Source organism: Aliamphritea ceti (genome assembly GCF_024347215.1).
Taxonomy (GTDB): Bacteria; Pseudomonadota; Gammaproteobacteria; order Pseudomonadales; family Balneatricaceae; genus Amphritea; species Amphritea ceti.
In genome coordinates this window covers 1,460,424-1,485,023 of record NZ_AP025282.1, presented here as the reverse complement: position 1 = coordinate 1,485,023, position 24,600 = coordinate 1,460,424, and the positions used below count along the sequence as shown (strand labels likewise).

General features: G+C 47.3%; 22 protein-coding genes and 1 other RNA gene. 3 read left to right on the top strand and 20 right to left on the bottom strand.

Annotation, left to right across the window (positions count from 1 at the left end):
* Positions 1-19: 19 nt before the first annotated feature.
* From mraY to OCU49_RS06740, 18 genes are all read right to left on the bottom strand, one after another.
* Entirely contained in the window at positions 20-1,102 is a 1,083-nt protein-coding gene (gene mraY / locus OCU49_RS06825; RefSeq protein WP_261844231.1) for a phospho-N-acetylmuramoyl-pentapeptide-transferase, read from the bottom strand.
* 4 nt (positions 1,103-1,106) lie between these two features.
* Positions 1,107-2,477 (bottom strand): UDP-N-acetylmuramoyl-tripeptide--D-alanyl-D-alanine ligase, encoded by a 1,371-nt coding sequence (locus OCU49_RS06820; RefSeq protein WP_261844230.1) that lies wholly within the window; start codon positions 2,475-2,477, stop codon positions 1,107-1,109.
* Positions 2,474-4,015 (bottom strand): UDP-N-acetylmuramoyl-L-alanyl-D-glutamate--2,6-diaminopimelate ligase, encoded by a 1,542-nt coding sequence (locus OCU49_RS06815; RefSeq protein WP_261844229.1) that lies wholly within the window; start codon positions 4,013-4,015, stop codon positions 2,474-2,476. The genes OCU49_RS06820 and OCU49_RS06815 overlap by 4 nt, the downstream gene beginning before the upstream one ends.
* Positions 4,012-5,766 (bottom strand): peptidoglycan D,D-transpeptidase FtsI family protein, encoded by a 1,755-nt coding sequence (locus OCU49_RS06810; RefSeq protein ID WP_261844228.1) that lies wholly within the window; start codon positions 5,764-5,766, stop codon positions 4,012-4,014. The genes OCU49_RS06815 and OCU49_RS06810 overlap by 4 nt, the downstream gene beginning before the upstream one ends.
* Positions 5,756-6,136 (bottom strand): cell division protein FtsL, encoded by a 381-nt coding sequence (ftsL, locus tag OCU49_RS06805; protein WP_261844227.1) that lies wholly within the window; start codon positions 6,134-6,136, stop codon positions 5,756-5,758. The genes OCU49_RS06810 and ftsL overlap by 11 nt, the downstream gene beginning before the upstream one ends.
* Complete coding sequence (gene rsmH, locus OCU49_RS06800) at positions 6,133-7,071, bottom strand: 16S rRNA (cytosine(1402)-N(4))-methyltransferase RsmH (protein WP_261844226.1); 939 nt, start codon at positions 7,069-7,071, stop codon at positions 6,133-6,135. Before rsmH ends, ftsL begins: the two co-directional genes overlap by 4 nt.
* Positions 7,072-7,111: 40 nt before the next feature.
* Complete coding sequence (gene mraZ / locus OCU49_RS06795; protein WP_261844225.1) at positions 7,112-7,567, bottom strand: division/cell wall cluster transcriptional repressor MraZ; 456 nt, start codon at positions 7,565-7,567, stop codon at positions 7,112-7,114.
* Positions 7,568-8,025: 458 nt separating this feature from the next.
* Positions 8,026-8,643 carry a hypothetical protein gene (locus OCU49_RS06790; protein ID WP_261844224.1) on the bottom strand — a complete coding sequence of 206 codons (618 nt, stop codon included), beginning with the start codon at positions 8,641-8,643 and terminating at the stop codon, positions 8,026-8,028.
* Positions 8,644-8,839: 196 nt separating this feature from the next.
* Positions 8,840-9,961 (bottom strand): YchJ family protein, encoded by a 1,122-nt coding sequence (locus tag OCU49_RS06785; RefSeq protein ID WP_261844223.1) that lies wholly within the window; start codon positions 9,959-9,961, stop codon positions 8,840-8,842.
* A 122-nt stretch (positions 9,962-10,083) separates the two neighbouring features.
* Complete coding sequence (ushA, locus tag OCU49_RS06780) at positions 10,084-11,733, bottom strand: bifunctional UDP-sugar hydrolase/5'-nucleotidase UshA (protein ID WP_261844222.1); 1,650 nt, start codon at positions 11,731-11,733, stop codon at positions 10,084-10,086.
* A 132-nt stretch (positions 11,734-11,865) separates the two neighbouring features.
* On the bottom strand, positions 11,866-12,318 hold the full coding sequence (locus tag OCU49_RS06775; RefSeq protein ID WP_261844221.1) for a YcgN family cysteine cluster protein: 453 nt from the start codon (positions 12,316-12,318) through the stop codon (positions 11,866-11,868).
* Entirely contained in the window at positions 12,318-12,608 is a 291-nt protein-coding gene (locus OCU49_RS06770; protein WP_261844220.1) for a YcgL domain-containing protein, read from the bottom strand. Before OCU49_RS06770 ends, OCU49_RS06775 begins: the two co-directional genes overlap by 1 nt.
* 30 nt (positions 12,609-12,638) lie before the next feature.
* Positions 12,639-13,814: a ribonuclease D gene (gene rnd, locus OCU49_RS06765; protein ID WP_261844219.1), complete on the bottom strand. Its 1,176-nt coding sequence runs from the start codon at positions 13,812-13,814 to the stop codon at positions 12,639-12,641.
* Positions 13,815-13,837: 23 nt separating this feature from the next.
* Positions 13,838-14,437: a recombination mediator RecR gene (gene recR / locus OCU49_RS06760; protein ID WP_261844218.1), complete on the bottom strand. Its 600-nt coding sequence runs from the start codon at positions 14,435-14,437 to the stop codon at positions 13,838-13,840.
* Between the two features lie 9 nt (positions 14,438-14,446).
* A complete protein-coding gene (locus OCU49_RS06755) occupies positions 14,447-14,773 on the bottom strand; it encodes a YbaB/EbfC family nucleoid-associated protein (RefSeq protein WP_261844217.1) in 327 nt (108 codons plus the stop codon).
* Positions 14,774-14,846: 73 nt separating this feature from the next.
* Positions 14,847-17,087: a DNA polymerase III subunit gamma/tau gene (gene dnaX / locus OCU49_RS06750; RefSeq protein WP_261844216.1), complete on the bottom strand. Its 2,241-nt coding sequence runs from the start codon at positions 17,085-17,087 to the stop codon at positions 14,847-14,849.
* A gap of 246 nt (positions 17,088-17,333) precedes the next feature.
* Positions 17,334-19,037, bottom strand: a complete 1,704-nt coding sequence (locus tag OCU49_RS06745; protein ID WP_261844215.1) for a sensor domain-containing diguanylate cyclase — start codon at positions 19,035-19,037, stop codon at positions 17,334-17,336.
* Between the two features lie 394 nt (positions 19,038-19,431).
* Positions 19,432-19,641 (bottom strand): hypothetical protein, encoded by a 210-nt coding sequence (locus tag OCU49_RS06740; RefSeq protein ID WP_261844214.1) that lies wholly within the window; start codon positions 19,639-19,641, stop codon positions 19,432-19,434.
* 116 nt (positions 19,642-19,757) lie between these two features.
* On the opposite strand from OCU49_RS06740, the gene OCU49_RS06735 reads away from it, so the two are divergent.
* On the top strand, positions 19,758-20,189 hold the full coding sequence (locus tag OCU49_RS06735; protein ID WP_261844213.1) for a hypothetical protein: 432 nt from the start codon (positions 19,758-19,760) through the stop codon (positions 20,187-20,189).
* A gap of 699 nt (positions 20,190-20,888) precedes the next feature.
* On the opposite strand, the gene rnpB is transcribed toward OCU49_RS06735, so the two are convergent.
* An RNA gene (rnpB, locus tag OCU49_RS06730) (RNase P RNA component class A) lies at positions 20,889-21,241 on the bottom strand.
* Positions 21,242-21,489: 248 nt separating this feature from the next.
* Entirely contained in the window at positions 21,490-22,332 is an 843-nt protein-coding gene (rsmI, locus tag OCU49_RS06725) for a 16S rRNA (cytidine(1402)-2'-O)-methyltransferase (RefSeq protein WP_261844212.1), read from the bottom strand.
* Between the two features lie 39 nt (positions 22,333-22,371).
* On the opposite strand from rsmI, the gene OCU49_RS06720 reads away from it, so the two are divergent.
* Complete coding sequence (locus OCU49_RS06720) at positions 22,372-24,186, top strand: penicillin-binding protein activator (RefSeq protein WP_261844211.1); 1,815 nt, start codon at positions 22,372-22,374, stop codon at positions 24,184-24,186.
* Between the two features lie 17 nt (positions 24,187-24,203).
* A complete protein-coding gene (locus tag OCU49_RS06715) occupies positions 24,204-24,578 on the top strand; it encodes a YraN family protein (protein WP_261844210.1) in 375 nt (124 codons plus the stop codon).
* The last annotated feature ends 22 nt before the right edge of the window (positions 24,579-24,600 follow it).

The following is a 24,600-nucleotide window of genomic DNA, read 5'->3' as shown; positions in this document are numbered from 1 at the left end:
CTACTTATTCCCCTGATTCTTAACGAATCTTCAGTGTTGCCAGGCCGACCAGTACCAGTACCACAGTAATGATCCAGAAACGTACGATGACCCGAGGTTCAGGCCAGCCTTTTAATTCAAAATGATGATGTAACGGCGCCATTCGGAATATACGCCGACCTGTCAGCTTGAATGATGCTACCTGCAAGATGACCGACACTGTCTCAATAACAAATACGCCGCCCATAATAAGCAGCACCAGTTCCTGACGGACTATTACAGCAATCACGCCCAAAGCAGCACCTAATGCCAGCGCACCGACATCACCCATAAATACCTGAGCCGGGTAAGCGTTAAACCACAAGAAGCCCAGACCTGCCCCGACGATCGAACCACAAATAATGATCAGTTCGCCTGAACCCGGTAAATAAGGAATATTCAGATAATTCGCAAACTGCACGTGACCACTCAGATAAGCAAAAATAGCTAGCGCGCCAGCCACCAGAACAGTCGGTAATATTGCCAGCCCATCAAGGCCATCTGTCAGGTTTACAGCGTTAGAAGTACCTACGATTACAAAATAGGTAAAGACGATATAGAAAATACCCATCTCTATCGCGACGTCTTTAAATAACGGAATAATCAGCTGTGTTTCTACCGCAGACTCCGCCGTTACATATAAGAAAACAGCAGCGCCGATACCACCAACGGACTGCCAAAAATACTTCCACCGCGCAGGTAAACCACGGGAATTCTTTTCAATTACCATCCGGTAATCATCGACCCAGCCAACAGCTCCGAATATGAAGGTTACAATCAATACCACCCATACATAACGGTTACTCAGATCACCCCATAACAGGCTGCTGATCATAATGGCCAGCAGAATTAACGCGCCACCCATCGTCGGGGTTCCGGCTTTACTCAGATGAGACTGCGGACCATCATCACGAACAGACTGACCAATCTGCTTCATTTTTAATGTACGGATCAGTAACGGCCCAAGCATCAAAGAGATAGCCAGTGCCGTCAGTACTCCCAAAATCCCCCGCAACGTCAGATAACTGAATACGGTAAAGCTGGAAAAGTGTTGTGCTAACCAATCGGTTAGAAGGAGTAACATTGATTTAACCTCTCTCTTGCAGGCCCTTAATGACCTGTTCCATTCTTGCGCTCCGCGATCCCTTCGCCAGCGTCACCCTGTTATTCGATAATTGCTGTATCGCAGCTACAACATCTTCGTGACGCTGATAACTTTCTGACTGTTTACCACCAGCTGACCGATAGGCGGCTACTGTATTAGCGCTCAAAGGCCCGCAGGTATACAGCACATCCACTCCGGCTTGTGCAGCATAACGGCCTATATCGGCATGAATCTCAATTTCGTCCGGACCTAATTCACCCATATCGCCCAGAGCTAAAACACTCAGAGCATCATCAGAAGCCAAGTCCAGTAAGGCATCAACTGCAGCCTTCATTGAGCCCGGATTAGCGTTATAGGTATCATCAATTAGTAATCCATTATCTGCTGCGATCGGGCACATTCTGCCTGGCACCGCTTTGCAAGCACCTAATCCTTCGGAAATAACCTTCAAAGAACAGTTATCAGCCAAAGCAGTTGCAGCCGAAGCTAACGCATTATTCACGTTATGGCGTCCCAGCATGGCCAGCTGTACGGTTTGCTGCTGACCTTTAAAATGCAGTTCAAACTGATAACATCCATTTTCCTGGCGCTGGATTTCTGAAGCAGTTACATCAGCTTCCGGGTGCAGACCAAAACTTAGCTGAGGTTGCTCTCCCAGAATGTCTTTCCAAACACTGTAATGCGGATCATCCCGGTTAATAATGCCGACACCCTCAGCCGACAACCCGTTAAAGATTTCTGCTTTCGCATGAACCACGCCTTCCAAACTACCAAAACCTTCAAGATGTGCAGCTAATGCATTATTTAACAATGCGACATCCGGTTTCGTCAGACCAACACTGTAATCAATTTCATTCGCGCCACTGGCACCCATTTCAATTACAGCAAACTGATCCTGAGTACTCAGTCTTAACAATGTCAGTGGTACACCAATTTCATTATTCAGATTGCCCAGAGTTGCTAATGTCTGGCCCCTCTGACTATTTATTGACGCTAACATTTCTTTTACAGTGGTCTTACCGCTACTGCCTGTAATGGCAAACACGCTGCCCGAAAAAAAACTCCGGTTAAATGCACCAAGATCACCCAGAGCTAAACGACTATCTTTGACAATCAACTGAGGTAAATCTGAATCAACCTGATGCTCAACGACCAGTGCAACTGCACCTTTTTCTTCAGCCTGGGCAACCAGACTATGCGCATCAAAATTTGGTCCTTTAATCGCCAGAAACAAATCACCACTAACTAACTGGCGGGAATCTGTACTTACTCCCGTAACACTTACAGCAGTAGCATTGATTAAATCAGCCCGAAGCGCTTGCTGAAGTTGCTCTAACGAAAATGGTCCGTTCATCGCTGCTCTCCTTCAGATGTAACACGGGAGATATTGTTCATTGCGCTACGTGCAACTTCTACATCATCAAAAGGTAAGCGCACACCGTTCACTTCCTGGTAATCTTCATGGCCTTTTCCGGCAATCAGCAAAATATCTTCTTCTTTCAACGCTGCAATTGCGTGTTCTATTGCTTCTCGTCGATCAGCGATGCGTACAAACCTGGTCTCAGCCTTCAATCCAGCCACCACCATATCGATAATAGTCTCGGGCTCTTCTGTCCGGGGATTATCACTGGTAACAACTAACGTATCCGCAAGAGCTTCCGCTACTTTTGCCATCTGAGGACGCTTACCATTATCACGGTCACCACCGCAGCCAAACACACAAACCAGGTCACCCTGGCAATAATCCATCAATGCCTGCAAAGCTTTCTCCAGTGCATCCGGCGTATGGGCGTAATCCACCAGCACTACTGGTAACGCGCTCTGAACAGCCTGCATCCTTCCCGGTACCGCATGAATATTTGCAACAGCACTTTCAATCTGTGATGCACTGAAATCTAACTCGCCTAAAGCGCTGACTGTCAGCAACAAATTACTGAGATTAAAACGCCCTAACAGAGGTGAATGAATCTGCAAACTACCCCAGGGGGTTTTCAGTTCAGCAGCAATACCCTTACTACTCAGTTCAATGTTTGAAGCGACTACTGCTGCACTGGTACTTTCACCAAAAGTGGTAACTGAATCGCCAATAGCCAATACTTGTAACTTCTGTCCGTACTCATCATCCAGATTAATGACCTGCCGGGGCACCTGTAGTTCAGTAAATAAGCGTGCTTTAGCAGAAAAATATGCCTGCATATCACCGTGATAATCCAAATGATCGCGGGAAAGATTAGTAAATGCGGCTAAATCAAACTTCAGTCCGGCAACCCGCTGCTGATCAAGGGCGTGACTGGACACTTCCATAACGACGGCAGTTGCACCGGCTGCAACAAAATCGGCCAGCAGCGCCTGCAGACTGATAGCATCCGGCGTGGTATGAGTTGCCGGTTTCAAACCGTCCAACAACCCATTACCTACCGTACCGATCAACGCTGTTTTTTCACCCAGCGCATTTAGCCCCTGTGCAATATAATGCGCACAAGATGTTTTACCATTAGTACCGGTTACACCAATCACTTTCAGCCGCTGACCTGGCTGGCCGTAAAACTGTGCAGCAATCGCCCCGGTTGCAGCATCTATATCTACAACCTGAATAACCGGGACAGTCACTTCATCCTGACCGCTAAAACCTGCCTGCCAGTCGGTCGCTGCAACAACAACCGCAGCAGCACCTTTAGCCTGCGCATCAAGAATAAAGTCACAACCACGATGAGCAACGCCTGAGCGGGCAAAAAACAACATACCCGGCTGCACCATACGGCTATCCAGCGTCAACGCACTGATCTGCACATTAGTCAGATCAGCATCATGAATAAGTGGGGCTAACTGACTGTCCGCGACCCCTATCGCCAACAGTTCAGCTAGTTGTTTCCCCGTTCCCAAACCTGTCATTTCATTACCACCTGGGTCTCGCCTTCGGCCAACTTATCCGGTGCAACATTTAAACTGCGTAACGCACCACCTACGACCCGCGCAAAGACCGGCGCAGCTACTTCACCGCCGTAATACTCCTGACCTTTCGGATTATCTATCATCACAACAGTGATTATCCGTGGATCACTTACCGGAGCGATGCCTGCGAATACCGAAATATACTGATCTTCTTTATAACCACCTTTAGCAGCTTTATGTGCAGTACCTGTCTTACCTGCAACCCGGTACCCATCAACCGCAGCCTGGGTTCCGGTACCGCCTTTATTGGTAACCGTTTCCATCATGTCTAAAATCGTTTCAGCGATATCTACCGGCATTACCCGCACTGAACTGTCAGGCTTATCAATCTTCAGCAATGAAACTGTTGGCATCACACCCTGGTTGGCAAATGGCAAATATGCCTGAGCAACCTGCAACGGCGTTGCTGATAAACCATAGCCGTATGACATAGTGGCCCGCTCAACTACACGTTTCTTTTCTATGTACGGTAAAACCCCGGTCTGCTCCCCTGGAAACCCACTGTTTGTGGACTGCCCCAGACCAAGGTTGTAAAACACGTTACGCACTGCATCTTCATGCATACTCAGCGCTAACTTAGTCACACCTACGTTACTGGACTTAGTAATAATCTTGGTCATATCCAGCTCACCATAATTACGGTGATCTCTGATGGTCCGCCCTCTGACCCGAATATAACCTGGCGCGGTGTCTACCACACTTTCCGCCGTGTACTGACCACTCATTAGCGCCGCAGCAACTGTTAACGGCTTCATAGTTGAACCTGGTTCAAAAATATCCGTGATCGCACGATTTCTAAGCATTGCAGGAATCAGGTTCGAGCGATCGTTTGGGTTAAACGACGGCTGATTCACCATCGCTAACACCTCACCGGTTCGAGCATTCAACATAACCAGTGCGCCAGAATCCGCTTTATGTGCACTGACTGCAGCCTTCAGCTCACGGTAAGCTAAATACTGCAGACGCAGATCAATACTCAACTGCAGATCTTTACCCTGCACAACATCTTCGACCTGGCGAATATGCTTAATTGTCCGACCCAGCAAATCACGCATTACTAGTTTTTTGCCCGGAACACCTTTGAGCCAGTCCTCAAATGCCAACTCAAGTCCTTCCTGCCCGACACCATCTAAATTAGTAAAACCCACAAGGTGGGCAGTCACTTCAGATGCTGGGTAATAACGCTTATATTCCCGATCGACATGCAGCCCTTTAATACGCAGAGCCTCAACACTTTCTGCAAGATCTGGCGTAATCTGTCGCTTCAAATATAAAAACTGCTTAGTTCGGTAACGGGCTACTTTCTCTTTCACTTCACCGGGTTTAAAACCCAGCAAGCTTGCAAGCTTGCCAACAGCAGGATTCTCAATTTCGAATTCTTTCGGATTTACCCATACCGTTGCTACTGGAGCACTGACAGACAATGGTTCGCCATTTCGATCGGTAATTACACCACGGTGCGCCGGAATCGCCGTCGTTCGTAATACCCGGGAATCGCCCTGCTTTTGCAAAAATGCCTGATCCTGCACATTCAGCGAAACCATTTTGGCAACAATAAAGCCAGCAATCAGCAACAAGAGCAGCAGTACCAGCCACAAGCGCCAGCCACGTGCAGCACGCGTCTGGATACCGGCGACGTCTTGCAACATCTCCTGGTTATCCTGACTGTTCGCTGTAGCTTTAACGCTCATCACGTATAACCTCTATTCTGGCCGGAATCTGCATGCTTAACTTTTTAGTTGCCAGGTTTTCAACCCGGCTATTCGCTGCCAGGGCTCCTTGCTCTAAAAGCAGCTGCCCCCACTCCACCTGTAACTCATCCCATTGCTGCACCAGTTGCTGTTGATGGTTAAAGTTCAGGCGGTACTGATAGGCGGTAAAAATAACCATCAATGCCGAAATAACAATGCAACTTACCAACACCAACAGAACAACCGATTTAACGTACAGATCACTGGCCTTCAGCATGACAGCAGGACGTTCAGCAACTACTGAATCATTTTCCTCATCACTCAGGGCTGCAGTACCAAACTGCAGCCAGGCAGGCCAACTAACTTTCACTTCAGTTTTACCGCCGCACGCATAACGGCACTGCGTGAACGCGGGTTATCATCAACTTCTTTACGACTGGCTTTAACAGCTTTTGTCACAGCCTTAAGTCGTTTTTCCAACATGTCATCGGTAAAAGGAATACCTCTCGGCAAATGCTCATCACCTTTCACGTGCTGACGAATAAAACGTTTAACTATTCTGTCTTCCAAAGAGTGGAAGCTAATCACAACCAGTCGGCCACCGACCTTAAGCATTTCCAGTGATTGCTCAAGACAGGCTTCCAGATCATCCAGCTCGCGGTTAATGAATATACGGATACCCTGAAAAGCACGGGTAGCAGGATTCTTACCTTTTTCCCAAGAAGGGTTCGCATCAGCGACAATCTTTGATAAGCGCCCTGTCGTCGTAATAGGTTCTTCTGCTTGTGCAGCCAGAATAGCTCTGGCTATTCGGCGACCGTGACGTTCTTCTCCATAGGTATAAAGAACATCCGCAATTTGCGCCTCAGTCGCATGGGTCAGCCATTCAGCAGCACTTTCCCCAACGTCCGGGTTCATGCGCATATCTAACGGGCCATCAGTCATAAAACTGAAGCCGCGGTTTGGATCATCCAGTTGCGGAGAAGAAACCCCCAGATCCAGTAACACACCGTCCAGCTTGCCTGACAGATCACGGGCTTCAACAAACTCCTGTAGCTGAGCGAAAGAACCGCGCTCGATATCGAAGCGCGGTTCTGTTGCAAATCGCTGTGCTGCACAGGCAATTGCTTCAGGATCTTTATCAATTGCCAGTAACTTGCCCTGCGGCGTTAAACGTTCAAGAACCAGTGCGGAATGCCCGCCCCTGCCAAAGGTTCCATCAATATAAAAACCATCTCCGTCACCAACAAGGGTATCGACAGCTTCATTCAGCAGCACTGTAATGTGTTGAAATTCTGCACTCATGTGCATTGACCCCTAATGGTTTTCATCAGCCGTTACCGGCTTAAAGCGATAAATTTTGCAAATCATCCGGCAGTTCCATTCCGCCGTCATCATCATTCAGATAATCATCCCGGGTGCTGTTCCAGCGGTCTTCACTCCAGATCTCGAACTTATTGCCCTGCCCCAGCAGAATGATTTTCTTTTCCAGCTCAGCGTAATCACGTAATGGTGCTGGCAATAAAAGGCGACCGTTATTATCCATTTCCAGATCGGTCGCATGGCCTATCAGCAAACGCTGAATTCGCCGGGCCTGTTTGTTAAAGCTAGGAAGCGCTTCAATTTTTTCCTGAATTTCTTCCCATTCGGAAAGCGGGTAAAGCAGCAGACAACGGTCTTCAGTATCAATAGTGGCTACTAACTGCCCGGCACAGAACCCTGAGATTGCCTCACGGTAGCGCGCCGGAATGGCCATTCGGCCCTTGGCATCGAGATTAATCGGGTTTACACCCCGGAACATGCCCTGACTTCCACTTTAATTCCCCTTTGCTCCACATTTACCCACATTTACCCACTACGTCACACTATAGAAATTAACCTTGGCTTTTGCAAGGCCGTAAAACAGATTTTGGGCAATCGTCAAGACCAGATATCTCAAGGGCTTAAAGCCAGTCGGAGAATCTGAAAACAGAGCAATAAAACAGAAGAGATAAAACTGAATCAGGGCTGTATACCAGCCTGACAAGAGAAAAAATCTACAACTACAAAATCAAACCGTCAGTAAGCTAATGCGCTTTCGCGGCTGCAGAATTTTAACATATGAAACCGCCACAAATGACATTTGTCGACGCAGATAAACTTGAATTTTTTTGATATTAAATCATAACGAAAAACGGAGACCTGGATCTCCGTTTTTATAGGTGGGAAATTTGATTCAGTACTTCAGATCAAACCTGTAACCAGCACGGCAAGCCATGCTTAATGTATATATAAAGAGCCACGCTTGTCCGCTATCCAGTAATGCCCGTTTACTTCTTCAGTGTTTTGCGGGCCGATATAGCCAGTCACACCAACAGCCACTGCACCAGCCTTATATAAAGTCTGCGCAAGTTCAACAGCTGACTCACCTTTATCAACAAATGCTGACTGATCAAGACTCAGTACAGCCGGAATACCTGACACAGCAGCAGCCTGCAGAAATAACAATGCAGTTTCTTTGCTGGCCAGATTACTTTGGATAACGAAATCAGCACCCGCTACAGACACTTGCTCTAACACAACTGCATAATCACTATGCGATGCTGCATTAACTTCCGCAGCAACCAGCAAAGGCTCAGCTGCTTCATTTGCTATACGTCGGGCTGCCCGTAAAGACACTGCTGCAAGATCATTTTCTTCAGACGTAAAAGGATGACTGCTTTCAACCACATCTCCCTTTAAATCAACCTGTTTAGAGTACTCTGCTACCAGAAGATCAAATCTCTCACCAAGATTCATCAGCGCAACCGCTTGCACATCGCTGCAAGCGACACGGGATGCTGTTAATACTCCCTGGGATGCCAAACGGGTTTGTAAATCGCGCTTTTCCAGACTCATGATGTCTCTCCTCTGGTTTATCTGGCTGTATCGCGAAACTGCGTAACAGCTCATAAGGTGGAGACATCATAGAAATAGAATTAAAATTAGTAAAACTCAATATTTTCAGATTTTATTGAAAAAAATTAATACAGATATCAACAACTACTCACACTTCCAAGTAACACACTGATATATAAAGAACTATATCACTCGACTAAACCGCATCATCAACATGTAAATCATAACAACAGTCCAGATAACGCCCTCCACTGCCACATAAACATGGCTGTGTCTTATCAGGCTGAGGCTGGCTATTCTCCATTACATAGTGCGACGCGTGTTCACGCTTCGTCCAAAGCTGTTCATTTTTATTCAGAAAATCACTCTGAATCAGTGGCTTTGTGACATCAAGATATTCACTGTATTTAGCAACCGCCTGCTCAGACTGATCAATAGAGGCATGCAGCGTCGCAACAGTAAATAGCGACTCGGTAGTAACCAGATTTAAACGATAACGGCTACCAAAACCATGTTTGTACATTTCAAATGCCTGAGCAAAGCACTCTATCGCTGTCGGCTCTAAACCCAAATAACTTAGCGCGACACCTATATCTTCAACAACAGATGCCCGGCAGGCACTAAAACCAAATAAAGTCGACATTTCATAAGTATTACTGCTGAGCGAAAGCTCCAAACACGCCATTAACGTTAAAGCCGCCTGACGATGATGGTCAAACGCCAACTCCAGGCGTGAAACATAAACCAATAATGCGGCCAGATCCGCCTCATCTACCAGTGACTCCCGACAAGCAGCAATTTCAGTGTAAAACAACTCAAGCAATAAAGTATTCGCCGCTTCAGAAATGTAAGACTGCCCAACCAAGGTACTGTCATTAATCAGCCGGGTAGCAATCCCCGCTATGTAAAGGGATAAATTCAGGCGAGCAGCCGCTGGCAATTCATCAATACTGCGCAACACATCTAAACCTGGTTTATTGGTATCTCTGGCACACTGCCAGGCATATATAAATGCCTCAAGCCCTTTCTCAGGAGAAATACCATTACTTATAAACAACGCATCAAGCTGAACTCTTAACGTCTCAAATTCTGGCGTTTCTTCTTTTTCACGATATTCGTACACACTTTCATGAGGACCTGCAGCAATGAGCGCAGCCATCACTGACTCAAACCGCTCATTTAAAAGAACGTCTGTAATAGCAACATCCAAAACAGATTCGGAACGTCCCGGCTTTCTGGGTAAAGCGGCGACGTTTAATGGCATGTCGGATAAAGTCGCTTTGGCAAAAGCCGTCAGTCTATTCTGCTGTACGCTCACATTCACTCCCCAGAAGAGTCAGTATTTCTTTTCGGTTAGCCAACAAACACAGTCTGCTCAGCTTGCTTCAGAATCAGCACCTTAGAACCACAAACTGAAACAAAGCTGAACGCTCAGCATAACTAGTGCCGCACAATATCCGCTGACTCAAAGCCAGAAGCCCGCAACGGACTATTACTCTGAATAAAGGCACGCAGCACTTCGGCATCGACAAACCCGGTATTAACGTAGCCCGGATGCGTATCCATTTTCGGATACCCATCACCACCCGATGCTATGTAGCTATTAATAGCCATTCGATAGGTTCTGCGAGGATCAACAACCTCACCAGCCACCATAACCTTTTGCAACTTACCACCCAGCACTTCTAACTGAACACCTGCAAACTGCGCAAACGCACCACTATCAACAGGTTTCTCTGCCACCGCCTTAAGATAGTCCAGCAACTCAGCCCCGCTTAATTCCACAAACGCCACAGCGTTTGCAAACGGCTGCACCTTAAGCACATCTTTATAAGTAATATTACCTGCTGCAATACTGTCCCGAATACCGCCTGAATTCATTACAGCAAAGTCGGCATTGGTTTTATCCATCTGCGACTGAGCAATCAAAACACCCAGGTTGGTTGGCTGAAAACGAATAACATCCCGGTCGCCCTCAAGTTTAGCGTCTACAGAACCAATCTGAACCTGCAACTGCTCCTGACCGTTATCCTGATATGGCTGCAAAAAAGCCTTCATGGCCGCATCATCAGCTATAGCATCTGCAACCAATACCCTGACCTTATTACCATCAGCATCTTTAACTTTTTTCTTCAGGTTCACCGGTATCAGCTGATAGCGCTGTAAACTCACCTCACCGCCTTTAAAAACTAGATCCGCACGGCCCACATATTTACCCCATTCATGCGCCTGCATAATCAAAGTCCCGTTTTGCACATCCGGCATACAGGCTGAACCTGGCTTAAAGTCTGAATCAGCTTTACCTTCTGCAGTCATACAAACCGGATCCTGCGAATGTCCGCCAATGATCATATCCAGACCATCTACTTCCCGCGCCATCGTCACATCACCAGGTGCATTAATACCGTAAGCAGCATCTACATAGTGCCCCATATGCGTGGCAGCAATCACAACATCAGCCTGCGCACGTAACTCCGGCACTAAAGTCGCCGCCTCAGCAACAGGATCAGTAAAGGCTATATCGCCAATATACTCAGGATTGCCTAACTTACCGGTGTCTTTGGTCGTCAAACCAAGTACTGCTATTTTCAAATCACCCTTATTAAAAATATGGTACGGCCTGAATAGTCGCTCACCATTGCTCTGCTGATAAATATTTGCAGCTAAAAAAGGAAAATCAGCCCATTCCTGCTGCTGACGCAACACATCAAGTGGGTTATCAAACTCATGATTACCAACCGCCATTGCGTCATAGCCTATACGACTCATCCCTTTAAAATCAGGCTCAGCATCCTGAAGATCAGATTCGGGCACGCCGGTATTGATATCACCACCGGACAGCAATAGTAGCTCACCACCCTCTGCAGCTACTTCAGCACGGATTTGATCAATCAGCGTTTTTCGCGCCGCCATGCCATACTCACCATGACGATTCGCCCAGAAGCGCCCATGATGATCATTGGTATGTAAAACGGTCAGACGATATTCCTTACCATCCTGCCACTGATGCTCTGCCGGCTGAAGCAAAGCACATCCAGACAAAATAACCGATGCCAGCGCACCCGCCATCGCAACTTTTAATCCGGTCATCAAAAAAACTCCTGTATTTTTAATCCTGCAGAACACAAACAAAGACAACTACCAGGCAACATCAGTTTATGGCGAGGCAGTAAAAAGAAACAAACTATAGAAAAGAAACAACAAAAAAGGCAAGCGGTGGCACTAAGCAGGGCCACCGGATTCGATCACATAATCAATATAATCATCTTCTGATATCTGATCATCCGTCACTTCAAACCAGCTAACAACAGAAGCACCCGCCTGTTTAACAGATTCGCGTCGTCCGGTAATTAACGGATGCCAGTCAGGAATATCCTTACCTTCATGAACCAGGCGGTAGGTACAGGTTCGGGGCAACCAATGGAACTCTTCGACATCTTCCGGTCTGAGCTTGACGCACTGAGGTACTAATGAACAACGCTTCTCATACTCAGTACAATACATGTTATCCAGATCAAGCAAATGACAAACAACACTGGTGTAATACACCTGCTCTGTTTCTTCATCTTCAACCTTATGCAGGCAGCACAAAGCACAGCCATCACAGAGCGACTCCCACTGACTTTCTGACATTTCTTCCAGCGGTGTAGAACGCCAGAAAACTTCAGCGGCCATCAGCGTACTCCGGTTTCCGGACGATCGACATGTAAATCCAGCAGATAGTCTTCTTTAACCGGCGGCATTTGCAGAAAGAAACCTTTCTCCTGAATATCGCTCAATACCTTTGCCGCCTCTGCCCGGGCCATTTTCTTTTCCGGCGTAATCAACATATCGAATACATGCAACGGCGTGCCAAACATACTTTTAAGTGCATCCGGCACACGCTTGAGCTGTTCCTGCTTATCAACATACAGGTACATCTCATCCTTCTTCGAACTCTTAAAAACACTACAGATCTTTTTCATGGATATTCCGAAGCAGCCTTCGCAGGCTAGTTATGCAATTTCTTTCAGTTTAATAACCAGCGCATCGCCAATTACAGATTTTCGCCAGCCACTTAACGTTTCCGGCAAACTATACTCACCCTGCTCACCGGTGCGGATTAAGGCATCCAGGTCCTTCTTTCGCAACAGCACCTCTGGCGCCATATTCAGCTCGGTCGCCTTTTCACGGGCCATAGCCTTAAGCTGCTTCAACGGCTTATTCCAGTCATAACTCAGCGGCTGCACGATAGACTCAGGCGGATTCTCGGCTGCAGAGCTTTTTGCCATTTGCAGATAACTTAATATAGTCGAACCATCCTGCCGAATCGAACGGGGACGAATATCATCTATCTGTGACAACGCATATTCTGACGTCGGCCAGGTATAAACAATATCGATTAATGTCTGATTTCTCAGGACCCGGTTACGGGGAACATCACGCTGACGGCAAATACGTTCACGCCATGCGGTCAAATCCCGAAGAGCAGCCAACTTTTCCGCCGGTAACTTCCAGGCCTGACTAAAGCGTTTATAGTAATGAACGCCATCCGGATCCTGATCTGGAATATTTGCCAGCAGCTGCTGCAGCTCATCCTCCAGCCAGGCCGTCATTTCCCGGGTATCCAACTCTTCTTTCTGCTTGAGATACAACGCTGGCAAGTAAGCAACATCAAGGGTCGCATAATGCTCCTGCGCGGCAGTTAATGGACGCTGTAACCAGTCCGAACGTGTTTCACCTTTTCCAACAGCAATACCCAGCGCATGTTCAACTATACGCTGGTAGCCCATGGAAAACCCCCAACCCAGAAAACCTGCTGCAACTTGTGTATCAAACACAGGGGTTGGCATTTCGCCCAACATATAGAGAAATAATTCTAAATCTTCATTACATGCATGCAGTACCTTCAGCACTGAAGATGCGCGAAACACCTCGATCAGCGGCTGATAATTCTCCAGCAACAACGGATCCAGCAGATAACAACGCTGATCATCAGCAACCTGAATCAGTCCGGGTAACGGATAAAAAGTATCTACGCGGATGAATTCTGTATCCAGAGCAATTAACGGCAGCGTTAGCCAATGCTGACAACAGCTTGCCAACTCTTCATCAGATCTAACCCAAACAGGCTCTTTCGCAGCATTTTCTAAGGCGAGATGATCGTAAGGTGCTGAACTTCCAGCATTCATATAAATTTCCTGCACAAGACTTATCAGAGAAGAGAACGGCGACCAGCCAGCGCATGCGCCAGTGTTCCACCATCAACGAACTCAAGTTCACCCCCCACAGGAACACCGTGAGCAATGCGAGTTACTTTAATCCCCATATCTTTTACCTGCTCAGCTATATAGTGAGCAGTCGCTTCGCCTTCAACCGTTGGATTTGTTGCCAGAATAATTTCTTCTATTTCGGCGCCATCGATTTGCTGAAGCAGAACATCCAGCCCAAGATCCTGCGGGCCTATACCGTCAATCGGAGACAAATGCCCCATCAATACAAAGTACAGGCCGTTAAAGCCACCAGTCTGCTCAACCGCTAGTACGTCTACCGGAGTTTCAAGTACGCAAAGCTTTGAACTATCGCGACGGGAATCATCACAAATTTCACAGAGCTCGTTCTCAGACAAGGTGCGGCAACGGCTACAGCGGCCAACATTCTCGATTGCCAGCTGTAAAGTCTCTGACAACCTGACACCGCCTTCACGGTCACGCTCAAGCATATGAAATGCCATACGCTGAGCCGTTTTAGGCCCGACACCGGGTAAACAGCGAAAAGCTTCAACCAGTGACTGAATTAACGGACTGAATGACATAATCGCCCCTTAGAACGGCATATTAAAACCTGGCGGCATACCCATGCCACCGGTCACCTTAGACATCCGTTCCTGGCTGGCAGACTCAACTTTACGCACAGCATCATTTACCGCTGCTGCGATAAGGTCTTCCAGTATTTCTTTATCTTCTTCCATCAGGCTGTCATCAATATCAACGCGCTTCACGTCGTGACGACCGTTCATGACGATTTTCACCATACCGGCGCCGGACTCGCCATTAACTTCAGCTTTAGCTACTTCTTCCTGAGCTTTTTGCAGCTCTTCCTGCATTTTCTGGGCCTGTTTCATCAGATTGCCCATACCACCTTTCATCATCTTTAACCTCGATATCTAATACCTGTAACCCACACTATCAGTGCCGGTTAAGTGAAATTTTTTTATCTGCAAACTAATGCAGTGTCACCGGCGCATCAATTGGCTCAACGGATGAAATATCGATTCGCCCGTTAAAACGCTGGATTATCGCCTGAACTGTAGCATCCGTCTCAATCGCTGCAACGGCCTGAACCAAACGCTCTGACTTTTTCCGCGAACGATACAGACTCGGTGTTTCCCGACTAAAAATACCTAACTCAAATTCTACCTGAAGCGACTCTTTAAAATAATCGCTCAGCGCCGCAGATATACGGTCAGTATGGACCTCATTGAGAATATTTTTCTGCTCATCCGCATAGTGGAATCTGAATACTCCGTCACTGACAGTTTCCAGCGAGGTGTTCGCGGCAATCATATAGGTCATCCCGGATAGGCCAAGCACATCCACCAGCAACACCCACTGCGATACATCCAGCTCAGATAATTGCGGTGAAACAGTTTCAGCCGTCGGTTCAGTTATATAGTCTGTCGCCATATTTGAAGGCGGCATATTAACCGCAGGCACTGCAGCGATTTCTGGCTCATACGCCCTCTGCGCCATCGGTGCCGATGGCTGACTAAACCCTTCAGACTTTTTTGACGGTTCAGACGCCTCCTGCGACGCACCTGAAAAGTATGATTCATCATATGCTGGCGGTTCTTCCCATGGAGGAACATCATGCGCGGGGATTTTCTGCGCCGGAGCCGCCTGAACGACCGGTATTTCAGCTACCGGCTGAGCACTTACCTCAACAGCAGGCTGCACACTTTCCTGGGCGCTCACAGCCACTACCGCGTCAGCTACAGGCGTGGAATTTTGAATAACCGCCGCTACAGGCTCAGCCACAGCCGACTCAGCAACTTGAGGCACATCCTGTGGATGTCCATTCTGAGCAACCCCATCAGAAATAGCTTCAGTTTGTTCTACTTCGGCTGTTGCAACCTCAGCTCGCCCGGCATCAGCAACAACTGGCACAGATACAGGCTGCGCAACTGACTCAACGGCAGGCGATGTATTCGAATTGTTATCAGGGCTGGTATCAGAACTTACCTGAGAGCTTACTAAGGGAGCTTCTTCAGAACTGGCAACTGCATCAGAAGCAGGTGCAAGGTTAGCCGTTCCTGAGCCTGACTGAGCAGCAGAGTCAGCGGCTAAAGCTTTAGGCTTATCGCCACTGCGGGGCGGAGCTGATGCCGGACGGAATGCCAGCATACGCAATAAGACCATTTCCAGACCTTCACGTGCATCCGGAACATAAGGCAGATCCTTTCTGCCTAACAGTGCTACCTGATAATACAGCTGTACATCTTCAGCGGTCAGTTGCTGCGCAAGCTCAAGTACCTGCTGACGGTCACCCATGCCATTATCGACAGCATCAGGCATCACCTGCCCAAGTGCAACCCGATGTAGCAAGCTAATCAGGTCACCTAAAACAGTATTATAATCCGGCGAGAACTGCGCAAGATCACTCACAGTTGCCAACATTTCCTTGGCATCCTGAGCCACCAGGCTATCCAGCAAGCGATAAACCAAACGCTGATCAATCGTTCCCAGCATAGACCGGGCATCAGCTTCATTGATCTCGCCAGCACCAAAAGCAATGGCCTGATCAGTAAGACTCATAGCGTCCCGCATTGAACCATCAGCCGAACGGGCTAACAGCCATAATGCAGGCTCTTCAAATTTAATCGACTCTTGCGTTAAAACATGACGCAAATGATCCACAATTCGCTCAGGAATCATGTTCTTCAAATTAAACTGAAGACAACGGGACAGAATCGTCACCGGCAGTTTTTGCGGATCAGTCGTTGCTAACAGAAATTTAACATGCGGAGGTGGCTCTTCCAGCGTTTTCAGCAACGCGTTGAAAGAGTGAGTCGAAAGCATGTGCACCTCATCAATCAGGTACACTTTATAGCGGCCATGTGTTGGCGCGTACTGAACGTTTTCCAGCAGTTCCCGGGTATCTTCAACTTTAGTTCGGGACGCCGCATCGACCTCAATTAAGTCAACAAAACGGCCTTCACTGATTTCCCGGCAAGGCGCACATTCACCACACGGGGTAGAAGACACACCCTCAGCGCAGTTAAGCGACTTAGCAAACAAACGCGCTATCGATGTTTTACCCACACCCCGTGTTCCGGTGAACAAGTAAGCATGATGCAAACGATCATCATCGAGGGCATTAACCAGTGCTTTGAGCACATGCTCCTGGCCAACCATCTCCTGAAATGTTGCAGGGCGCCATTTTCGCGCCAGAACCTGATAACTCATGATGTGATGATTCTTATCCGGAAAGCCAGTTAAGGCTTAAATTAAGGCAGTACAAATAAATAAGCTGACATGCTAACGATTACCGTCCAACAGTGCCAGCTTAAGCCTTGGAATAATCCGCAATATTTTATCTTGCACGATGAAGAACAGGCAACGACAGCTTATCGACTGTTCACAAAGCAATCCTTCCTGGCACGATGTAATAGCAAACAACCTATTACTTAATACTGCTAGCGCACAATCAAGCTATGAACATTCCAGCTTTTCAATCTCGTCACTAACACTTGTATCTACGCCGCTTAACTGAATCACCTCAACCCGGTCACGGCCGTTTTGCTTAGCTATATATAACGCTTCGTCTGCCAGCTTCACAACCTCGTCCATCGAGCTGGCATGACCAGGATAAACAGCAATACCAATAGATGTTGTCACCTTGCCCAGTGACAACTGATTCATTGTCAGTTCCTGCTTACTTATCCCTTTAATGATACGTGTCGCGACTTTTAACGCCTGAGTTTCGTTCGTCGACGGACAGACAATACAGAACTCCTCACCGCCGTAACGACACGCAATATCCTCATTACGGGACGACTCTTTGAGTATTTGCGAGAAAGCTTTAAGCACATGATCACCCGCATCATGCCCAAAGTTATCATTAAAGCGTTTAAAGTGATCAAGATCGACCATCAGAACCGCGATTTCAGTGTTAGTACGTTCTACCCTACTGTGTGCCTGATCCAGCGCTTCAAGCATGTAGCGCCGGTTATACAAGCCCGTCAGAGGATCCCGGATCGCCTGCTCACGCAACGTATCCCGTAACTGGATGTTAGCAAGTGTCAGACCAGCCTGCTCCGCGATAGAATTCATGAGCCCCTGACTTTGGTCAAAACCCTCTCCATCAGGAAGCACAAAATGTAAAATACCTACAGTTTCACCTTGCGCTATCAAAGGAAGGCACAACGTCTGATTCCCCTCAAGAGACTCAGCCCAGTGCTGACAGTAAGTTTGAATACCATGTTCCAAAGCCAGATGCTGATGACCTTTACGAAGCGACCAGCACTCGCTGGGCGCAAATCTCTCAGCACCGGGCCACTCACCGCCCCAGCTTGTAATAGCATCTAACCGGTTACGGGACGCCTTAATAATAGAGATACTACCCGCACAGCCGGGAATCAAACGGGGAATAACATTTTTCATAACTTCGCCAGCCTCAGCCAACGTAGAACATGCATTTAACAAGGCACCAAACGTTTGCAGTATCGAAATCTCTGTCGTCCGGTCGTTAACTCGCTGCTCCAACAGAGATTGCTCACTCATAACAGCTTTATTCATTGCTCTGGAACCAAAATAACCCAACCCGAGCACAGCCAGCAGGCTGATTAAACCCGTTACGATTAAGGTTTCTCTAAACTCATTAATAGCTGCCTGAATCGATAACTCTGAACGGGCGATACGCGCAATAATCGGATGTGCTAAATGTGAGTTCTCATCCGTAAAATGATCTTCATCAGAGCGAACTGCGACATAAACCATATTAAGACTAAGCGTATCACTATAGCTCTCAGACACACCTTTTCCTGCTTCTAACGCCTGCAGAATCTCTGCACGATCAAGATGGTTTTCCAGGTGCGATAACTTATCGTAAGTTACTTCAGAGTCGCCAAGCACCCTGCCATTTGCATCGATATAAGTGACACGTATATCGCCTGCATGGGAAAAATTCGTCGCCAAGCGCTGAAACGAACGACTTATTTGCTCGTCTTCATGTTCATCCAAAGCCTCAAGCGTCTTAAGCGACTCGAGAGACGCTACAGCCAGTGTCGTTAACTCAGCTACTTTCCTATCCCGAAGATCTTTACGAAGAGTGTGTTCAAGAAAGAGAATGGTGACCAAACTAACAAAAAGCATTACCGCCAGGGGAATAGCTATAATTTTATGTTGTATTTTCATGAACACCCTCAGGACATACAATCGCTAAAAATCTGTTGCAGATCAGCACTTCTCTTTCACATAAAAGAAAGAAAATCATAAAGATAGAAGAATCATTATAGACTTAAGAATCAATCTACAAACAGGAAATAAGGCTGCATCAACCAAAATGGTGACAGTGTTTTTATCTATGCAGAGTAAGAAATAACGACAACTGGGTAACCGATAGCACAACAGTTACAGAGCTTCTGTATAACAAAGTGAAAGGAATAGATTTATCAACAATAAGAAGACTACATTTAACTATGTAAACTCATAACAAACATTACCAGTATTGAGCATTCTTACGCCTTAAGAGCTTAAGAGCACTGCTATTACGTAAGCGCTTATAAAACATATACTCAACAATTCTTAATTAATTGTCGGCTTTGTTTTGCACCAGACGCCGGGCAAACCTGCTAACGAGAAAAGCAAGTAATAAAAAAGAAATAACCCAGAACCAAACAGCGTACTCACTTTTAGCTATAAACGCTGATTGTTCGCCGCCTCCCACATTAACATCCGAAATAACCTGCTTCTGAGAAGTAGCAGCATTGCCATCCGCAAATATCAGCTCTTTTGACACGCTATCTATTGAAGCATAGCCACTTACGCCTGGAATAACGGCGCCTTTGCCGCCAAAGCCATCTGAACCTGTTACTCCTGAACTGCCAGCTCCCGAACCGCCGGACCCAGAACTATTTGCCCCTGAACTGCCTGATCCCGAACTGCCTGCTACTGAACCAGCAACTCCTGAACCGCCCGATCCTGAACTGCCTGTACCAGAACCACCTGATCCTGAGCTGTCTGATCCTGAGCTACCTGTTCCTGAATTACCCGCTCCTGAACCGCCTGATCCAGAACCGCCTGTTCCTGAACTGCCTGATCCTGAACTGCCTGATCCTGAACTGCCTATTCCTGAACTGCCGGCTCCTGAACCACCTGTTCCTGAACTGCCTGTTCCTGAACTGCCTGTTCCTGAAGCACCTGCTCCTGAAGCACCTGTTCCTGAACCGCCCGATCCAGAACTGCCTGTTCCTGAACTGCCTGCTCCTGAAGCACCTGTTCCTGAACCGCCCGATCCAGAACTGCCTGTTCCTGAACTGCCTGCTCCTGAACTACTTACCTGAATAGCAACTGCTAATTTATCAACAGTACTGAATACTGACACGCCTAACGCAGTAAATGCCAAGATCAGTCCCGCAGATATCAACGCTGCTGCAATTGCATATTCGACCGTCGTTAAACCAGCTTGCTTGCGGGAGAAGGAATCCATCAAACCATCCTTATCTTTAGACTCTATAGATATCTGGATATAAAAAAATCATAGGCTCCCTTCTCTCTAGCGTCCACTTCTGACGCAATAATCCCAAAAAATTTGATGCATAAACTACAAGCACCACAAAGCGTGCAAGCCATATAATGCAAGCCGCGGAATCAAATTCAGTTATAGATTAGATATTTTTTACGGGAATAAAATCAAATACGAGACAACAGCGTCAAAGAAAAAATAGAAATCAGACGCTTGTGCTCCATGGTTTAAGCATGAAACAAACTTTCATACCACCATTATAAAAACACTCGATAAGAAAACAGCAGATACAACATACCGACAAGCTAAAACCCAGACATATTTTATTCTGACTTGCCTGTTAATTATTTTCAAAAAGCTTTCAGCTTAACCGAATTAAAAAACACTAGAGAAATGCACAACAGCAGTTGCCAGGACTTCTTCGCAGAACAACGAAGAAAGAGTGGTTTTGTATTAATTTATGTACCATCCCTCAAATGCCTCAAAGGGCCATACAACCCCTTGAAAGCACTGAGAAACAGTTTGAGAATTCACCGATAAGCCGGGTTCTGTCGTGGACAATCATTCATCTAGGACCTGCGTCGCCACAGGCCTCAAGCGACCTACCCGAATCCAGTGCGGATCACACCTTAAAGGATTCCTATTTGGTCTTGCTCCGAGTGGGGTTTACCATGCCGTGATGTGTTGCCACCCACGCGGTGCGCTCTTACCGCACCCTTTCACCCTTACCGGCTCATTGCTGAGCTTAGGCGGTCTGCTCTCTGCTGCACTTTCCGTAGGCTTTCGCCCCCCAGGCGTTACCTGGCACCCTATCCTATGGAGCCCGGACTTTCCTCCCCTGGCTATTGCCAGCGACGATTGTCTGGTGAACTCTCGGCGGCAAGGATACCAAGAAAAAACTGAGATACAAGAGAATTACACATTTTGTAGCCGGGCCAGTACCTGGCCCAAACAGACGCCTGCCAGAGCCAAAGACGGCAACAAAGACAGCCGACAACTCAATGAACTGCATAAGGGCAGTTAACAGCACACAAAATATGCCGATCAACCATAGAAACACTCAATAGGTGATTATAGCTTTAGCCTGAATAACTATTGGCTTAACTAATATCTTAAGGACCGTTAATCGACCTTCTTTTCAAGCGCAGCCTGATACAGCACTTTCTTTTTAACACCTGTGATCTTAGAAGCCAGTGCCGATGCCTGCTTAACCGACAGCTCTTCTAATAAAATATCTAACACCCGTGTTGCATCTGCATCCAGCAAACTAGCGTCTGCCTGAGGCGCGCCCTGAACAATGACTACAAACTCACCTTTACGCTGGTTATGATCAGCCTGAACCTGATGCAAAACCTCTTCAGCGGAACCGGAAAGAAAGGTTTCAAATGTTTTGGTTATTTCACGTGCGATAACGATTGGCCTGTCAGCACCGAACGCCGTAACAATCGCCTCAAGACTGGCTTCGATACGATGCGGCGACTCATAGAAAATCAGGCTCCGGGATTCTGCTGCCAAGTTTTCATAGTAATTTAAGCGCTGCTGCGATTTAGACGGTACAAATCCTTCAAAAGCAAACCGGTCAGACGCAATACCCGCCGCGCTCAGTGCTGCCACCATGGCACAGCAACCGGGAACAGGTACAACCCGATAACCTGCAGCCCTTACTTCCCGAACAATTACAAAGCCAGGATCAGAAATCAGTGGCGTTCCAGCATCTGAAATTAATGCGACACTGTCTCCCTGAGCTAAAGAATTGATAATTTTTTGACCTTGTTGGCGTTCATTATGATCATGAACTGCTATCATCGGCGTTTTAATATCAAAATGCGCCATCAACCGGGCACTGTGTCGGGTATCTTCAGCTGCGATTAACGCGACTGAACTTAGTGTTTTGATCCCCCGGGGGGTGAAATCTTCAAGATTTCCAATCGGGGTCGCAACTATATATAACGCTGATTCAGACATGTGTTTCTGGACTATTAATTATTCAGGGTGTGAAAGTATATGACGTTTGCAATCCGTCTGTCTCTAATCGTAACAACCAGCGCAACATTATTACTCGGTGGCTGTGGTACCAGCCCGACCAGCACAGGCACACCACAAGTCATTGAAACCACAGAGCAACAGGTAAGCAAACTCCTGATGCAGGCCGACCAGGCCGCCCCAATCGAGCAAGCCCGCCTAAAAGCCCAGGCAGCCAGAATATTGATTGCAGCAAATCGTCAGGACGAAGCCGTTAACCTGATTGACGGTATTGATCTGCGCCTCTTAAGCCCAACGCTTAAGTTTGATATCGCATCTTTGCGTGCGCAAGCTGCTCTCGATCAACAGGATGGCGCAACCGCTTTGCGCTATCTCGAGCAATTACCAACCGATGACCCACGCTTACAGCCTGATCAGAAATATCAGGTTGGTCAGATGGCTGCTGAAGCATATGGCCTGGAAAACGACCAGTTACGCCAGGCACAGCAACTCATTCGTTTAGGTAGATTCGGACTGGAAACAGATAAAGAAGCGCTGCATGACAGCATCTGGGCTTCACTAATGGCTCTTGAGCTTCAAACCCTTGAACAAGTAGCTCTGGCAACTAACAACAGCTACACCGAACAGGGCTGGTACGAACTGGCACTGGCAGTTCGTTCTGCTACAGACCTGGCAACTCAGACTAACAACCTGCAACAGTGGCAGACTTTATGGCAATCACACCCTGCCAACACAGCCGCGCCAGCAAATCTGGCAGCATTGGCAACCAACCAGGTTATTGTCAGTAACCATATTGCGTTAGTTCTGCCATTAACTGGTCGCTTACAAAAACCTGCTGAAGCAATTATGACCGGCTTCATGGCGGCCCATTATCAGGCTGCTCAACAAGGTAAGAAGACTTCCCAGATTACTATTCTGGACTCAAGCCAAATCACCAGCCCTGAAGCACTGTATCAAATAGCTGCTGAAAAAGGTGTTGATCTGATTATCGGCCCGCTTGAAAAGCAACTGGTCAGCGATCTGGTGGCATCAGGTAATGCACCAATACCTACACTGACACTGAATGTTGTTGCAGGCAGCGCTGCAGCTAACATTTACCAGTTTGGACTTGCCATCGAAGATGAAGCACAACAGGCAGCGCGTCGCGCCTGGAGTGACGGACAACGCACTGCCCTCGTAATGACACTGGATTCAGAATGGGGAAAACGTGCGACTACTGCTTTCTCTGCAGAGTTTATCGCCCTGGGTGGCCAGGTACTTGATAACATCGAATACGCAAATAAAGACGACTACTCAGCCAAAGTAACTCAACTGCTAGCCATTGATCAAAGCAAAGAACGCAGCACGCTATTGCGCCAAATTGTTGGCCCTGGCTTTGAAACAGAAGCACGTCGTCGTCAAGATGTAGACGCTATATTCTTGGGGGCTGCACCTCAGGCCGCTCGCCAAATCAAGCCTACTCTGGCTTTTTTCTACGCTGGCAATATTCCGGTTTATGCAACTTCAAACATTTATGCAGGTCGTCCAAACCCAATCAGCGATCAGGACCTGAACAACATTCTGTTTACCGGCAGCCCATGGTTACTGCGCTCACCGTCAGATAACCATATCCGACTGGCCCAGCAAGGTAAAAATACCGACTCACGTTTTGGTCGATTATACGCACTGGGACTTGATGCCTATCAGCTATACCCTTACCTGAATCAACTGGCAGCGTCACCCACCGCCAGAATTAACGGTGAAACCGGCAGCCTGTCTATTCAGCATAACAACCACGTTCAGAGAGAGCTAGACTGGGCAGTGTTTCAGGAAGGACAACCTAAACTAATTCCTTAACCTAAGGGTTACATGCCATGGACAGACAACAACTCGGCAAGGACGCCGAACAACAAGCTGAACAGTTTCTGCGCAAACAAAAACTTAAATTAATATGTCGAAACTTTAATAGTCGGTTTGGTGAAATAGATCTGATCATGCTGGAGCAGCGCAGCCTGATATTTATCGAAGTAAGAAGCCGCAGTTATAAAAATTGGGGCGGTGCCAGCGCCTCAGTCGATTATCGTAAACAGCAAAAAATTATTCATTGTGCGGAATTTTTTCTCAGTCAGCACCCTGAATACGGTAAGCTTAACTGTCGCTTTGATGTAATTGCTTTTGAGGCAGGCATTAAAGCCCACGGGGGTGGCGATTCCCCACCTATATGGTATAAAGACGCCTTCAGATTGTAAGCTCGTGAAAACGAGGTATTTT